The 14,630-nt window shown below is 65.7% G+C and carries 13 protein-coding genes; 3 read left to right on the forward strand and 10 right to left on the reverse strand.

The annotated features are described in order from the left end of the window. The first annotated feature begins 395 nt into the window (after positions 1–395). On the forward strand, positions 396–737 hold the full coding sequence (locus ACOZ32_RS03455; protein ID WP_136361631.1) for a DUF5783 family protein: 342 nt from the start codon (positions 396–398) through the stop codon (positions 735–737). A gap of 25 nt (positions 738–762) precedes the next feature. Beyond that, positions 763–1,113 carry a NifU family protein gene (locus ACOZ32_RS03460; RefSeq protein WP_010903744.1) on the forward strand — a complete coding sequence of 117 codons (351 nt, stop codon included), beginning with the start codon at positions 763–765 and terminating at the stop codon, positions 1,111–1,113. 27 nt (positions 1,114–1,140) lie between these two features. On the opposite strand, the gene ACOZ32_RS03465 is transcribed toward ACOZ32_RS03460, so the two are convergent. From ACOZ32_RS03465 to ACOZ32_RS03475, 3 genes are read right to left on the reverse strand one after another with little or no spacing between them, the layout of a single operon-like run. Next, positions 1,141–5,253 (reverse strand): DNA-directed DNA polymerase II large subunit, encoded by a 4,113-nt coding sequence (locus tag ACOZ32_RS03465; protein ID WP_136361632.1) that lies wholly within the window; start codon positions 5,251–5,253, stop codon positions 1,141–1,143. Beyond that, positions 5,253–5,672, reverse strand: coding sequence for a PPC domain-containing DNA-binding protein (locus tag ACOZ32_RS03470; protein ID WP_010903746.1), 420 nt, complete (start codon positions 5,670–5,672; stop codon positions 5,253–5,255). The genes ACOZ32_RS03465 and ACOZ32_RS03470 overlap by 1 nt, the downstream gene beginning before the upstream one ends. A 58-nt stretch (positions 5,673–5,730) precedes the next feature. Next, entirely contained in the window at positions 5,731–5,895 is a 165-nt protein-coding gene (locus tag ACOZ32_RS03475; RefSeq protein WP_012289488.1) for a DUF7556 family protein, read from the reverse strand. Between the two features lie 142 nt (positions 5,896–6,037). Here ACOZ32_RS03475 and ACOZ32_RS03480 point away from each other — a divergent pair, with 142 nt between their 5' ends. Further along, the gene (locus tag ACOZ32_RS03480; protein WP_136361633.1) at positions 6,038–6,589 is read left to right on the forward strand and encodes a DUF7529 family protein; all 552 of its coding nucleotides are present in this window, start codon (positions 6,038–6,040) and stop codon (positions 6,587–6,589) included. Between the two features lie 14 nt (positions 6,590–6,603). On the opposite strand, the gene ACOZ32_RS03485 is transcribed toward ACOZ32_RS03480, so the two are convergent. From ACOZ32_RS03485 to ACOZ32_RS03515, 7 genes are all read right to left on the reverse strand, one after another. Continuing rightward, positions 6,604–6,792, reverse strand: coding sequence for a hypothetical protein (locus ACOZ32_RS03485; protein ID WP_227970891.1), 189 nt, complete (start codon positions 6,790–6,792; stop codon positions 6,604–6,606). Between the two features lie 55 nt (positions 6,793–6,847). Beyond that, complete coding sequence (locus ACOZ32_RS03490) at positions 6,848–7,252, reverse strand: DUF7555 family protein (protein WP_136361634.1); 405 nt, start codon at positions 7,250–7,252, stop codon at positions 6,848–6,850. A gap of 8 nt (positions 7,253–7,260) precedes the next feature. Next, entirely contained in the window at positions 7,261–8,598 is a 1,338-nt protein-coding gene (locus ACOZ32_RS03495; RefSeq protein WP_424334937.1) for an ABC transporter ATP-binding protein, read from the reverse strand. Beyond that, positions 8,595–9,686, reverse strand: a complete 1,092-nt coding sequence (locus ACOZ32_RS03500) for an ABC transporter ATP-binding protein (protein ID WP_235157166.1) — start codon at positions 9,684–9,686, stop codon at positions 8,595–8,597. Before ACOZ32_RS03500 ends, ACOZ32_RS03495 begins: the two co-directional genes overlap by 4 nt. Continuing rightward, positions 9,687–11,267: an ABC transporter permease gene (locus ACOZ32_RS03505; protein ID WP_136361636.1), complete on the reverse strand. Its 1,581-nt coding sequence runs from the start codon at positions 11,265–11,267 to the stop codon at positions 9,687–9,689. It lies immediately after the preceding gene. A 4-nt stretch (positions 11,268–11,271) separates the two neighbouring features. Next, a complete protein-coding gene (locus ACOZ32_RS03510; protein WP_285271279.1) occupies positions 11,272–12,363 on the reverse strand; it encodes an ABC transporter permease in 1,092 nt (363 codons plus the stop codon). 131 nt (positions 12,364–12,494) lie between these two features. Next, the gene (locus ACOZ32_RS03515) at positions 12,495–14,366 is read right to left on the reverse strand and encodes an ABC transporter substrate-binding protein (RefSeq protein WP_424334938.1); all 1,872 of its coding nucleotides are present in this window, start codon (positions 14,364–14,366) and stop codon (positions 12,495–12,497) included. Positions 14,367–14,630: the final 264 nt, after the last annotated feature.

A 14,630-nucleotide genomic window follows, 5' to 3' on the forward strand; every position in this document is an offset into this window, starting at 1 on the left:
CCGTGCGCGGTCAGGAGTCCAACCGAGGGGATCGCAGCCCGCCAGCACAGGTGCGCCCGGCGTCCGAGTGATGCTGCGATCAGGCCAGCGACGCTCGGGGTGCACCCGAGCCACCGGTCGGCAAGACGCAAGTACCGGGTTGGAGCCACCCACGTGGGGACTGGCTCCCAGTCGAGCATGGCGAACGCGACTGCGACCAACGGCGAGCCATAAACCAATTTCTACGATACAGAACGATCCAACGGGGGGGCAGAACACGACCAGTCGTGCGAACGGATGATGGCTGGATGCGACGGCCGCCATCCACGCCGAAAACTGGATCGCACCCACTGGCGGGCGCGCTGTGTGCGGGAGGTTCCGACGGGCACTTGCAGGCGGGCGTCCAAACGGCGAGTATGAGCGATCTCACGGCCGAAGAGTTCGAGGAACAGAAGTACGTCGACTACTTCCCGAAGCTCGAAACCGCCTACAAGCGGGCGTTCGACGACATGAACGGGACCTACGACCGCAAGCTCGTCCACGCCATCGACCAGCAGGTGCTCTCGGAGAGCGAGCCGTTCTACGAGGCTGACAGCGGGTTCAGCGTCGAACTGCCAGCGGACCCGCTGGACCGGCTGGCGGGCGTCCAGGTCGATGCCGACCACGCGCGCGACGTGATCGACGAACACACCGACCGCATCTGCGTGCACCTCCGCGACCAGTTCGGGATCGGTGGCCAAGCCGACGAAAAGGCCTAAGCGGGGTGAGTGCCAACCCGGACACATGAGCGCAGAGAGCCAGGACGGGTCGGATCTAGAGGAGCGCGTCGACAACTTCCTCCGTCGGAACTTCCCACAGATTCAGATGCACGGCGGCACCGCTGCGGTCCAGAACATCAACCGGGAGGACGGCGTCGTGGACCTCCAGCTCGGCGGTGCGTGTTCGGGCTGCGGGATTTCACCGATGACCATCCAAGCGATCAAGTCCCGCATGACCAAGGAGATCCCCGAGATCGATGTCGTCAACGCGGGCACGGGCATGGGCGACAGCAGCGGGATGACGCCGTCGTTCCCGGGCGAGGACGGCGACACCGAGGAGAGCGCCGAGGACGAAGGCCCACAGGCCCCGTTCTGAGCGCGCCGCGCGCGGCGAGCGCCGTGGTCACATGAAATCGGAGATGCCGCTTTGCTTGTTGGTGTCGTCCTCGAAGACGGATTCCAGGCGTCGGTCCATGATTTCGAGGCGCTGTTTCGTGTACTCCCGGCAGTCGTACTCGGTGGCGACCCGCATGGCGGTGTCCATGTACTTGTTGACGGAGCCCTCGTGGACCGTGAGGTTCACGCGCCCACCGCACTCCCGGCAGTCGCCGCTGAGCGGCATGCGGCGGTATTTCTCCCCGCAGTCCAGACACCGGGTTTCCTGGCGGCTGAACGCGCGCAGGTTCCCGATGAGGTCCGGGAGGAAGTGGTACTCGATGACGCGTTCGGCGACGTCGGTTTCGGCGACCGACCGGAGTTTGCGGGCCAACTCCAGTTGGGCGTCCATCTTGTCCATCATCGACCCCAGGGTCTTGTACGCCGACAGCGACGGCCCCAGGTGGATGTTGGAGGTGGCGTGGGTGTGCCCGAAGCCGGTGTACTCTTCGTCGGTGCCGACCGTCGACTCCGCGAGGGTGATGAGGTCCGCCACGTCCTCGGGGTCGGCCAGCTCCCGGGTCGCCTCGTAGAACTCCCGGGGGTACTCGCGGTCGATGTCGATGTTGTGGGCTTCGTCGTCGATCTCCGCGGGGTCGATGCGGGAGGACATCACCAGCGGCGCGTCCATCCGGCCGCCGCGCTTGTCCGGCAGGTACGACTTCGAGAAGTTGATCAGGCCGTCCATCAGCAGCATCACGCAGTCCTCGTCGCCGTCGCACTGCCCGGTGAACAGGCCGTTTGCGACGAGCGTGTTGGTCTCCGCGACGGTCAGGGAGTACGTGTGGTCGACGCTGGATCGGACCGGTTCGACGGACACGACCTCGTCGGTCCGGACGCTGCCGCCGTCACCGAAGCGTCGCTGCGGGTGTGTGCCGTCCAGGGACTCGGAACGCGGATCGGACGTCGCCGTCTCGTCGTCGCCCGGAACCTGTGTCGGTGCGGGAAGAGCGTCGCCCGCCGTCAGTTCCCGGGCGTCGACGCGTTCGATGCCGTCCCCGGTCCACCGACGCATCGAGTGGTCGGGGGTCACGGTCAGTTCCCGGCCGCGTTTCGTCTCAACCGCGAGGAGGTGGTCCGGGGCGGGGTGTTTGGAGACGGCTTCGACTCGCTGGAGGGTCTCCTCGTCGTCCTCGGTCACCGAGGGCACGAACACGTCGCCGTCGAGGGCCTGCACGAGGGCTCCGAAGTCGTCCTCGTCGGCCGTGTCGGGATCGAGTCGCGCCTCGACGAGTGTCTCGATCGGGTCGTGGTGCCACTCCCCGGACTCGTCGCGGAACCAGACGTTCGTCTCCGGGTGGAAGCAGTTCCGGCGTTTCGCGGCGTGGAAGTAGGGGTGGGCGTAGCCGACGGACGCGGAGGTGAAGCCGGCAACGCGGCCGACGACGGCGGCCGACGTGTGGGGTGCCATGCCGAAGACGAGTTCGCCGACGAGATCGTCGCGGTCGTCGAGGTCGTAGAAGGCGTCGAGGCCGTAATACTGGGTGAGGAGGTCGTCGACGAAGTCCGCGGTCTTGAGCATGTGGTCGGCCGCGCCGTCGGAGAGCACCACGTCCTGCACGCGGAGTTCGACCAGTTGGTCGTCGTGTTCGAGGGGGTCGCCGTGGATGTCCTGGTCGTAGCCGAGTTCGCGGAACTGCCCGGCAGTGACGTCGAGCTCCGCGGGTGTGACGGCGGTCACCGGGAGGTCGGTCATGTCGTAGCGGACAGTGCCGTCCTTGAACGCGGTGACGTCGTGTTTCGCGCGCAGGACGCCTTTCGCCATGGGTTCGGGGGTTTTCTCCGCGGATAACAGTCCCTTGACGCCTTTGAGTTGGTCGAAGGCGTTCTCGCGCTCGCCGACGGCGCGGAGCGCGCCGTGGTATTCGTCGTTGATGTCGATGACCTGTGTGGTGACGTTGTCGAGGTCCCGCCCGCAGTTCGGGCATTCGACGCGCCCGGACTCGTCGGGGGTGGCGACGGCACCGCAGTCCCGGCACTCGTAGTGGGGGTCGGTCCAGTCCCCGCAGTCGGGGCACCGCGATTCGTAGGTGTGCTCGTCGCAGGACGGACAGACGCGGTCGCCGACCCGGACGGGGATTTCGCCGGGCGTGTCGGACATGTCCGGCGCGTACCGCGCGGCGTCGGCGACGTCGCGCTGGCTGCCGCCGGCGTCGCCGATGGGGAACAGGGTGTGGACGGCCGGCGAGAGATCGCGGGATTCGGATTTCTCGGGGCGGCCCATGCGGTTCCCGATGCGTGTGGGGGCGCGCTCCTGGACGCTGAACGGCGCGACTTCGTTGACCGCGCGGACGGCGTTGGGCCACTCGGCGGCGGCCTCAGAGAGCGTCTCCCACTCCCGGTCGAGCGATTCGGTGACGCCGAGCGAGCGCGCCAGCGGCAGCCAGTCGTCGACCCGGATGGTGTCGTCGCCCTGGTGGTGGGTGACCAGGAGCGCTTCGAGCGTCTCGCGCACGGTGGTGGTGTGATCGAGCACGAGCACACCGCGGTCGTCGTCGTCGCTGGCGTCGGTGTGGGCGTCGGCGACGGCGTCGGCGAGCGCGCGGAACTGCTCGACGTCGATGTCGTGCCAGAGGTACGTGTACGCCGGGTGCAGCGGGGCGTCGTAGTCGGTCGCCCACGCCATGGCTTGATCGGCGGTGGGGGCGGTGAGATCGACGTACGGCGAGTCCCGGAGGGCTTGCACGTCCGCGCCCGCGGCGTCGAGGTCCTGAATCCACCACTCGGGGGCGTACGAGGCGGGCGCGAGCTCGTGGTTGTTCTCCACGAACTCCCCGTAGTTCACGAGGTATTCGCCGACGTCGAGGATCTCCGCGACGCCGTTGCGGACGTCGAGGGCGTCCGCGGGGTCGTTGATGTGGCGGACGTCGCCGTTGGCGAGTTTCACCGTCGGCCCCTCGATGGAGTCGACGGGGACGATGCCCGCGGCCTTCCCGGGGCGTTCGGTCTTGATCTGGGTGCCCGTCGCGAGGAAGTCATCGAGCAAGTGCATCGTCGCCGGGTGGACGCCCGCGGTCGCGTTCCCGTGGTTTCGCGCACGCCCGTAGCGCAGCCTGAACCCGCCGTTTTTGGAGGGATGGCCGAACACCGGCCGGCCCGCGATGAGGTCGCGGAGGAACTTGTCCGAGGGGTCGGCGCGGGGTGGCTCCTCGGTGTCGGTGCTCGCACTGGGGGCGTCCCCGTCGTCGGATGCGTCGCTGTCGCTGCCGGCGTCCGGGGTGTCTTCGTCGGCGTCGTCGGCGCCGATGGTGCCGTCGATGAGGTCCTGGAGCCACGGCCACGCGACTTCGTCGAGGTTCCGGGTGTAGCGCTGGATCTTGGGGGCTTTCAGCGCGATGCCCTCCGCGAGCACGAGACACATGCCGCCCCGCGGGGAGTTGGTGTCGATGCGTTCGAGATCGCGGAACCCATCGACCTCCTCGTTGCCGGTTGCTTCGCCGTCCAGCATCACCGGACAGTGTTCGGTGATGAACGTGGTTTCGGCGTCCTTCGGGGAGTACTGGAGACCGGTCTCGGAGTCGTAGAGATCGACCTCCTCGGCGTAGCGCTCGATCTCGTCGTCGCGGGGTTTGAACGCGTCGATGCCGAGCATCGCACGCGCGTAGTCGGCGACGAGCACCGAGAGCGCCTGCGCGGTGCCGCCGGCCGACCGGATGGGGCCGGCGTAGTAGACCGCGACGTACTGGGTGCCGTCGTCGTTGTCGTTGACTTCAACGCGGTCGATCCCCTCGATGGGGGCCGCGACCACGCCCTCAGTGAGCAGTGCAACCGCGGTGCGGACCGCGCCCTCGATCTTGCCGGCGTCGGTGTCGTAGTCGCCGACGCGGCCGTCGACGAAGTCCGCGACGAGCTCCAGCGCGGCCTCCTCGCGGCTCATCTCGCCGTCGAGATCGCGGACGCGCTCGGCGACGCCGTCGATCCCGAGGATGTTCTCGACGCGGTCGGCCATGTCCTTTGCGACCGGGATTTCGACGTTCGGCGTCGGGTCTTCGCCGCGTTCCCGGGCGGCTTCCGCGACCTCGAAGGCGTCGTCGAGGCCGGTTTCCAGCGTTTCGAAGTAGGTTTCGTCGGTGGGCCGCATTACAGCCAGCGGTCGAGGTCGGTGGCGGCGTCGTGCTCGCGAACGAGGTCGGCGTCGAGTTCGCGGACGTACAGTTCGCCGGCGAACACGGTCGCGCGTTCGAGGTGGCCCGCGAGGGCTTGCCCGGAGCGCCGCGACAGTGTCGCGTGCGTGTGCGCGAACGGCTCGCCGTCGAGGGTGGCGATGTTGCCGACGCAGGCGGCGACCTCGAGGGGTTCGTCGAACTCGGCGGCGGTGTATTCGAAGTCGTCCTGGTCGTAATACCAGAGTTCCGCGTCCTGGACGGCGCCGAGACCGGTGAACCAGGCGGCGGTGATGTCCTCCGTGGCGGCCAGCGTTTCGAGTTCGGTGCGCCACTCCGAACCGGGGTCGAGGCGGACGACGAACTCACGGCCACCCGTGACTTCGCGAGCGTTCATGCTCGTCTCAAGGATGCGGGTGCGCAAAAGTCCTGGCGTTGCGGTGTCGGGAACGCCGTTACCGCCACGCCGGAAGCGGGGTGGCGTGGGCCTCGGTTACCGACATCCACGCGTCGTCCGTGGAGATGTCGGCGATGACGAGTCGGGCGCGTGGGCCGTCGTCGTCCAGCGAAGCCATCACGTCGGTCCCTGCGTGCGCCGCGGGCGTGGCGTCAGTCGACATGACGTATGCTACAACACCACAGGAAGTACTTAACAGCGTCGAAGCTGTCGGCGGGTTGACTCGGTGCCACGTCGCCGGCGAACGCGGACTGTCGTCGAGTGCCGTGGGAAAAGCTTTCACTGTGGGCGGTCTGGCACCCAGTATGGACCAGCAATCCCGCGGTGACGGGCCAGCCGCGAACGGAGCCCATCTCTCCGAGACGAGCGAGTCGGTGAAGACCAACTGGGAGCGAACGCTGCAGGACATCGAGGCGATGGCCGCCGACCGCGAGGAAAACGGGTTCACGACCTGCACCATCACCGCGGGGAGTACGGCGCCGGTCCCACCGGCGGAGGGGGCCGACGACGAGTTCGGGTTGACGTTCATCGTCTCGAAGGCCGACGGCGAGACGTTCGAATCCCACTACGACAGCGCCGAGTTCACCGAGACGGCCGTCTACCAGCGGACACAGGAGGGCCACGTCTACGTCGTCGTCGAGCAGCTCGACATGGACGCCGAGGTCGTGGTGTTTCTCGCGGGAACGTTCCGGATGCGGGACGCCACCGATCTGGTGCGGGCGGCGACCGACCGTGAGGAGATGCACACACGCGTAAAAGCGATCGATCACACCGAGTACGGTGCGTTCACACACGACGACGTGTCGGCGTTCTTCCCGGAGCCGGCGGCGTACTACGCGTACGACCGCCAGCCCTGAGGCCACCGCCGTGCCTACATGTTGACGAACAGGTAGACGCCGACCGCCACCAGCAGCGCGTAGAACACCATGCCGATGGTGCTACCGCCGGAGATCGCGCGCGTCAGGCTCGCCACGGAAACGTACGCGACGAACACGCCGACGAACTTCCGCAGAACCCAGCTGATGACGAACCGCGGTGCGGACGCCGTATTCGTGGTCATATGTGTACAATCAACACCGACCACATAAACCATGCGAAATCCGGGATGAGCGCCGTCACGGGCTCGCAACGGAGATTCCCAACACGAACTCCATGAACGCCGACACCGCGAGCACGACCAGGCCGGTCACGAGCAGCTTCCAGTTGCGGCTGATGCGGTCGGGGTGTCGCAGCGGCTGGCTGTCCAGCGGGGGAATGGTCTGGATCCAGCGCTCGACGCTGGTCTGGGACTGCGAACTCACCGACACGAGCTCGTCCTTGTGGGGGGCTGCGGGCGCGGGCCGCACAGCCATGAAACCGAGACCCGAAAGCAGGACGCCGACCACGAAGAGCGCGAACTTCGCCGTCACGAGCGACGCCCCCAGCAGGGTGGTGGCGGCGAGCGTGGTGGCGACGAGCGCACCCGACACGAGCCCTGCCGAATAAACCAGGTCGATCAGTCGAAGCGCGCGCTCGTGCATGACAGTGGTTACTCGTGGGACCGGTCGGCGAGCGTGTCGGCGACCGAGTCGTACTCCGAATCGTGGCGGTGGCAGTAGCTCAGCCGGCCGGCGTCACTGACCTGGTGCATGTCGGGGCGCTCGGTGTCACAGACGCCGCCGAACTCCCGTGTGAGGGCGTCGTGTGCCTCGGTTGGACGGCCGTCTTTGACTGCTTCGATGGCGGTGTCAACGGTGTCAGTGATTCCCGCTGGGAGGTCGACGTCCGCGAACAGGTCGTCGGCGGCCTCCTCGATGTCGTCGTACTTCGAGAACGTGCCCAAGCGACGTTTCACGCGGTCACGAACCCCCATCTGGTCGCGGGTGCGCTCACGCACGACCTCGCGGAACTGCTCGATGCGACTCCACGTGTCGTCGTCGATGTCGGCGTACGCCTCGGGCCGGATCTTCGCCGGGCACCGGGTGCTGAACTGACACCCCGCCGGCGGGTTGCGGGGACTGGGCGGGGCACCGGGAAGCGTGATTCGGTCCCGGTCGATGGTGGGGTCGGGCCGTGGGATCGCGGACAACAACGACCGCGTGTAGGGGTTTTTCGCGTCGGCGTACAGCTCCTCCGTCTCGCCGATCTCCATGATCTTGCCGAGGTACATGACTGCGACGCGGTCGCAGATGTGACGCACGACCGAGAGGTCGTGGGCGATGAACAGGTACGTAAGCCCGAACTCGTCTTGGAGGTCCTCCAAGAGGTTGAGGATCTTCGCCTGCACGGAGGCGTCGAGCGCGCTCACCGGTTCGTCGAGGACCATGAACTCCGGCTCCAGGGCGAGTGCGCGTGCGATGCCGATGCGCTGGCGTTGCCCGCCGGAGAACTGGTGGGGATACCGGTAGTAGTGGTCCGCCTGGAGGCCGACTGAGGACAACAGCTCCTTGACGCGGTCCCGGCGCTCGGCGGGTGAGTTCCAGTCGTGGGCGTCCAGGGGCTCGCGCACGATCTCACCGATGGTCATGCGGTCGTTGAGGCTTGAATCCGGGTCCTGGAAGACGATCTGGGCGTTCTTGCGCCACTGCTTGAGGTCGCTGCCGGTGAGCTTCGTGATGTCCCGGCCGTCGAAGGAGACGGTGCCCTCGGTCGCGGTTTCGAGCTGGATGAGCGTGCGCCCCAGGGTCGTCTTCCCGGAGCCGGACTCACCCACCAGCCCGAGGGTTTCGCCCTCCTGGATCTCGAAGTTCACGCCGTCGACGGCCTTGACCGGCGGGCCGCTGAACCGGCCGCCGTCGCCGTAGTGTTTTTTGAGGTCGGTGACCTCCACGAGTGGCTGGCTGTGCTGGTCGGCGTCCGCGGTCGACTGGATCGATTGCTGGCTCATTCCTGGGCACCTCCTTGCGTGTCGGCGGGGGCCTGCGAGCGGTGGTGTTCGACGCGCTCGGTGCGCGATTTCCCCTCGGGGTACAGCAGGCACGCCGTCGAGTGGTCGTGGCTGTCGGACACCGAGACGTGTGTCGGATGAACCTCGGTGCAGTCCTCGAACGCCTTGGGACACCGGGGGGCGAACCGGCAGTCGGTCGCGGGCTGGTTGGGCGTTGGCACGTCGCCCTCGATGGTGTTGAGCCGCTCGTCGTCGACGCTCGTTCCCGGGATGGCGTCCAACAGGCCCTGCGTGTACGGATGTTTGGGGTTTGCGAACAGCTCTTCGACCGGTGCCTTCTCGACGAACTCGCCGGCGTACATCACGTTGACGCGGTCGCTGATCTCCGCGATGACGCCCATGTCGTGGGTGATAAAGAGGATCGCCAGGTCACGCTCGGCCTGGATGTCCTGGAGGAGTTCGACGATCTGGGCCTGAATCGTCACGTCGAGGGCGGTCGTGGGTTCGTCGCAGATGAGCACGTCGGGGTCGCACGCGAGCATCATCGCGATCACTGCGCGCTGTCGCATCCCCCCGGAGAACTCGTTGGGGTACTCGTCGAGTCGCCGCTCGGGGTCGGGGATCGCGACGTCTTCGAGCAGGTCGATGGCGACGTCCGTGGCCTCCTGGCCGGTGATCCCGCGGTTGATCCGGAGGGCCTCCCGGATCTGGTTGCCCACCGTGTAGACGGGGTTCAGGGATTTCAGCGGGTCCTGGAAGATCATGCCGACGCCGCTCCCGCGGACCTCCTGGTACTGGTCGGCGCTGAGCTCCGTGAGCTCGGTGCCGTCGAAGACGATCGAGGACTCCGGGAGGACTTCGCCCGGCGCGTCGACCAGCCCCATGATCGACCGCGCAGTGACGCTTTTCCCGGAGCCGGATTCGCCGACGATCCCGAGCGTTTCGCCGGGCGAAATCGACAGCGAGATCCCGTCAACGGCGCGGATGTGTTCGTGGTCCGTCCGGAAGACCGTCTGTAGGTTCCGGATAGACAGGATCGATTCGTCCCGCGGGTCGTCGTCGTCGGCTGTCGGTGTCGTGGATTGCATCTATGCACCACCTCCGGTGGCCGCAGCTTCTTCCTCGGAGCCGCCTTCGCTCTCGGGGTCGATCGCGTCACGGATGCCGTCCCCGAGCGCGTTCGCTCCGGTGACCAGGACGACGATGATCAGGCCGGGAATGAGGGCGATGTGCCACGACGCCGACGACACGTAGGGCTGCCCCTGGGAGATGGCGCGGCCCCACGCGGGCGTCGGCGGCGTGATCCCGAGTCCGTTGCCGAGGAACGACAGGGACGCCATCGCGATGACGATGCCGCCCACGGTCATGGACGCGTAGATCAACAGATACCCCAGCACGTACGGCAGCATGTGTTTTCGCATCGTGACCGTGGGTTGCTGGCCGAAGCTCTTCGCGGCGTCAACCCACTCTTCTTCGGCGACCTGCAACGCCGGGCCACGGAGCGAACGCCACAGGACCGGCCACGTCGTCAGCCCGAACACCAGCGCTAACAGCAGCCCGCCGTTGAACACGGACTTGAGCCAGTGGTCTTGGAACACGACACTGACCATGATCAACAACAACAGCTGGGGGATCGAGACGATCCCGTCGGCGAGCGTCAGCACGGAGAGGTCCACCGTCCCCCCGTAGTACGACGACACCAACGCCAGCAGCGCGGCGATGAACCCCGCCATCCCGATGGCGATACCCGTCACCATCAGCGTGGTTTCGGCACCACCCATCATATACGTGAACAGGTCACGGCCGTTGGGGAGCGTGCCGAACGGATGGAACCGCCCGTAGTCGTCGTACGTCATGACACCCACGTTCTGTGCGGGGTTGCCCTTTGATTTCGAGTTGAAGTTCGCTTCCCCGACGGGGATCGTCTCCACGGCGCCGGTGTCGTCCGAGACGTACTGGACCTCGTTGCCGTACGAGGCGGTGATGTTCTGCTGAACCGTCGAGGGCGCAAGCGTCGTTCCGAACAGCGACATCGTGAGGAACAACACCAGGACGACGATCCCGAACTTCCCCCAGGAGTGGTTGCGGAGCCGATTGACCATGTCGTCGCGGGGCGTCCAGCCGGCTCTGCGGTAGTGGGTGCGGAACGTGAGCCAGCCGCGGTACAGCCAGTAGAAGGTGAACAGCGAGTACGCGAGTGTCAACGCCATCCGGATCGCCCACGCGGCGGCGGGCGACAGTCCCAGGAACGGCCCGGTCCAGGCGTTGTACGACAATCCCAGGAACGACCGCACGGTCGAGGGGTCGTTGTACCCCTGGTTGGGAATGACATCGCGGCTGAGAAGCGTCGGGAGGCTCTGTGCCGTCGACCGAACGCCCTCGATGAACGTGCTGAGCGCCAGTTGGACGTCAACGACTCGGCCGGCCAACGCCGGGGAAACCAGTCCGACGATGACATCGATGAGACCGGTGACACCCATGACGAGGGCGTCAACGAGCGTGAGGATTCCGCCCGTAAGAGCACCCAGCTCCAGTACGACCAGCACTGCAGCGACGACACCCCATCGGAGGGCCGGCTGGGGGTTGGTGCGGATGCGAGTCCAGAGACCGTCGGTGCTGCGGCGTGTGGTGTCTCGTGTGTCGTCTGCGTGAGTGGTGTTTGCGGCCATTGTGTTACTCGGTCGTGTCTGACAGCGTGATTCGCGGATCGATGTACGTGTACAGCACGTCCTGGAGGAGGTTGAACAGGATCTGCATGAGGATGAAGATGAACACCAGCGACATCATCACCGGGATGTCGGAGTTGAACGCGGCGCGGATGAAGAGGTTCCCGATCCCGTTGATGCTGAAGACCTTCTCGACGAGAACGGAGCCGCCGATGAGCAAGTAGAACTCGCCCATGATGACCGGGAGCAGCGGGATGACCGCGTTTCGGCCGATGTGTTTCACGATGATGCGTCGGGGGGAGACGCCCTTGGCTTTCGCGGTGTCGACGTATTCGGACCGGAGGCTTTCGAGGACGGCAGTCCGGCCGATGCGGACTTCGTTACCCATCGATGAGGACCCGAGAACGAGCGCCGCCGGCAGGATCCATTTGAACGCTTCGGCCATCGGGCCGAGGTTCGGAACGGGGATCCAGAAGAACTCCAAGACGGGCACGCCGGCGAACGGGTCGATCCCCGAGAACAGGTGTTGGAGCGCGTTCGAGGTGCCGACAACGTCGGTTTCGATGATGAGATCACGGTATCCGGAAAGCACACCGCCGGCGGTGATCAGCCCGGACAGCATCACTGCCAGCCAGAAGTTCGGCATCGCACGCCAAACGATTCCCCCGAAGGAGGCCGCGTAATCGCTCCACGAGTTGGAGTTGAGGCCCGCGTACAGGCCGACCGGAATGCCGACGAAAAGCGCAACCAGCACCGACCAGAAGCCGAGCCAGATGGTTGCGGGCAGGCGGCCGACGATCATGGCGGCCACGGGCTGGTTTCGGGCGATCGCCCAGGACGTCCCGAAGTCGAACGTCACCATGTTGACGAGGAAGTTCTTGTACTGCACCCACAGCGGAACGAGGCTGCCGTTGGGGTATCGGATCCCCAGGGAGATCTCCAGGTTGCGGGCGGCGGTTGGGGTTGCGTCCTTCCCGAGGATGGCGAGGACGGGATCGATCGGCCCCAGGTACAGGATCAGGAAGGTGAGTGTGAGACCGAACAGGAGGACCGGGACACCGAGAAGTAACCGTTTCGCGATGTATAGTGGTCGGTTCATTGTGTATCACCACGGACTGTTGTTTCGGCGGCGTACATAGTTGATATCCGCTAGGGTGTCGCAAGCGTGCGGATGTGACTCAAGGGTTGAATTAGGTAATAAAAAAAGGTTCGATTTACTGACTCAGCCGGTTACTCGCCCTGGTAATGGTTGTTGTACCCCTCCTGGCCGTCACTGAACAGCTGTGGCGGCTGCAGGTGGAAGGCACCGACGCCACGGCCCTTGAACACGTCCGAGACGAACTGCTCGCGGTTGATCACGTACGCCATCGCCTTGCGCACCGGCTTCGGGACCTTGGTCATGTTGAAGCCGACGTAGTACGTGTCGATCGTCGAAACCGACGAGGAGTTCACCGTCTTGTCGTTCTCCATGGGGCCGTACGTGCCGAGTTTGCGGCCACCGGGGAGCGTCTCACCGCTGGAGTGCAGTGATGGATCGTATTTCGAGGTCGGGATGCCGGTGGAGTCGGCGTTCTCGTTCAGGAAGTAGTTGTATCGTGCCGTGTCGTCCGAGATAATGGCGTCGTCGATGCCGTCGATCGCCGGCGCGCCGTCGTGGTAGTCCTCGAAGGCATCCGCGGAGTACGACCCGCCGTTGCCGGAGTCCCACTCCACGAAGGTGAACGGACCGGTGCCGACCGGGTTCGACGCGGAGAACTCCGGGTACGGCATGTCGCCCTCGTAGCCCTCGATGTCACCGACGATCCCCTCCGGAACCACGGAGAACGCACTGTACGTTAGCGCGTCGAGGGCGTACGGGAACGGCGATTCGAGTGTGAGGCGAACCGTGTAGTCGTCGACGGCTTCGACGCCGGTGGCGCGCTTGACTGCGCCGTTCTCGTCGACCTCGTGTTCGATGCCCAGCGTGGAGATGGCGAACGACTGGTTGGTGGAGTTCGTCGACTCCGCCAGCCGACGGATCGAGTACACGACGTCGTCGGCGGTCATCTCGCCGTAGTCGCCGTGGAACTGCACGCCCTCCTTGAACGTGAGCGTGTACTCGGAGAGGTCGTCGTTGGTCTCGTAGTCGGTGATGAGGAGGTTCGAGATCTCCGTCCGACCGTTCTTGTAGTTGGTCGGCGCGTCGAACAGGTCCATCACCTTGGCCCCGCTTGCGGTGTTGCCCGAGGCGACCGGGTCCAGAGAGTTGAACGTGGACGAAATGCCGCTCAATCGGTCCTTTCCGTCGATGCCGGCGACAGCATTGTTCGTCTTCTGCTTCGAGGACCCCATCGCGCCGGGTGGATTGTAGTCGAGCCGGTCGTACCAGAAGGATTGGGCGAGGTTGTGGTACACCGGAATGAGGGCAGCCGACTCCCAGAGCCCTTCTTCCATGTTGGTTGCGGCGTCCTTCCGAGTTTGGATCGCGTCCTCTGATTGGCCGGGGTTGCTGACGAGCCGCTCGTACTGTTCGGTCATGAACTCCCGAACGCCGGGATCGGAGTTGGCGTCCTCCTTCCAGTAGAGGCGTGCGCCGTTGGCCGCGGTTTCGCCGCCGTAGATCGTGTTGTCCGGCTGAACGAGCTGCATGAAGTTCCGCGGCCGCGGGTAGTCGGCAACCCATCCGAGGGTGAACGCCTCGTGCTCGCCCTGCTTGGTGGTTTCAAGCAGCGACGAGAAGTTGGCGTCGTTGATCGTCATTTCGATGTGGGCCTGTTCGAGCCGGGCGCGGATGGTGTTCGCCATCTCCTTCCACGTCGGGCTCTGGTACTGGAGCCAGTTGAGCTCGTACTTGTTGTCGGGGCCGTAGCCGGCCTCCTCCATGACCTTGCGCGCTTCCGCGACTTTCGTCTCGTCGATCCCGTAAGGGTATTTGTCGAAGTCGGGCTGGTAGTCGGTGCTTTCGTCGGTGGTCGTTGGCGCGTCAGTCGGCTCGCTGCCGCCGCCGCCATCGGCGTCGCTGGTGCTGTCGCTGCAGCCAGCGACGGTGGCAGTGAGGGCTGCCGCGCCCGTGGCTTTCAGGAACCGACGACGACTCGTGTTGGACATGCCGTCACCTGTCATGGTCATAGGTGACAATAGCATGTACTTAAGCTCTTCGTCAAGTCCGCGCGATCGTGGTCGGTGTAACGCGACCGGCGCGTGGAAACTGCGTGCACGCGTACGCATACCGAGAGTGGCGATACCAGCGGCCGACACGACAGCTTCGTGATTGGTGTACGCACTGTTTCGTGTTGTGCGTGCGCGCCGTGCGTCGACGTGGCGGTCGCCGCGGTCGGCCTGCGGTGGCTCCGTGGATCGTCAGCGTAGACCCGTGAGTCGGTGACG

Origin of the sequence: Halobacterium sp. MBLA0001 (assembly GCF_049705385.1) — an archaeon.
GTDB lineage: Archaea > Halobacteriota > Halobacteria > Halobacteriales > Halobacteriaceae > Halobacterium > Halobacterium salinarum.

Excerpts from the sequence above, each read along its gene's own strand:
- ACOZ32_RS03475 (WP_012289488.1), bottom strand. The coding sequence starts at position 5,895 with ATGTCGACTGACGCCACGCCCGCGGCGCACGCAGGGACCGACGTGATG.
- ACOZ32_RS03505 (WP_136361636.1), bottom strand. The coding sequence starts at position 11,267 with ATGGCCGCAAACACCACTCACGCAGACGACACACGAGACACCACACGC.
- ACOZ32_RS03485 (WP_227970891.1), bottom strand. The coding sequence starts at position 6,792 with ATGACCACGAATACGGCGTCCGCACCGCGGTTCGTCATCAGCTGGGTT.
- ACOZ32_RS03480 (WP_136361633.1), top strand. The coding sequence starts at position 6,038 with ATGGACCAGCAATCCCGCGGTGACGGGCCAGCCGCGAACGGAGCCCAT.
- ACOZ32_RS03455 (WP_136361631.1), top strand. The coding sequence starts at position 396 with ATGAGCGATCTCACGGCCGAAGAGTTCGAGGAACAGAAGTACGTCGAC.
- ACOZ32_RS03465 (WP_136361632.1), bottom strand. The coding sequence starts at position 5,253 with ATGCGGCCCACCGACGAAACCTACTTCGAAACGCTGGAAACCGGCCTC.
- ACOZ32_RS03495 (WP_424334937.1), bottom strand. The coding sequence starts at position 8,598 with ATGAGCCAGCAATCGATCCAGTCGACCGCGGACGCCGACCAGCACAGC.
- ACOZ32_RS03515 (WP_424334938.1), bottom strand. The coding sequence starts at position 14,366 with ATGACAGGTGACGGCATGTCCAACACGAGTCGTCGTCGGTTCCTGAAA.
- ACOZ32_RS03490 (WP_136361634.1), bottom strand. The coding sequence starts at position 7,252 with ATGCACGAGCGCGCGCTTCGACTGATCGACCTGGTTTATTCGGCAGGG.
- ACOZ32_RS03460 (WP_010903744.1), top strand. The coding sequence starts at position 763 with ATGAGCGCAGAGAGCCAGGACGGGTCGGATCTAGAGGAGCGCGTCGAC.
- ACOZ32_RS03470 (WP_010903746.1), bottom strand. The coding sequence starts at position 5,672 with ATGAACGCTCGCGAAGTCACGGGTGGCCGTGAGTTCGTCGTCCGCCTC.
- ACOZ32_RS03500 (WP_235157166.1), bottom strand. The coding sequence starts at position 9,686 with ATGCAATCCACGACACCGACAGCCGACGACGACGACCCGCGGGACGAA.
- ACOZ32_RS03510 (WP_285271279.1), bottom strand. The coding sequence starts at position 12,363 with ATGAACCGACCACTATACATCGCGAAACGGTTACTTCTCGGTGTCCCG.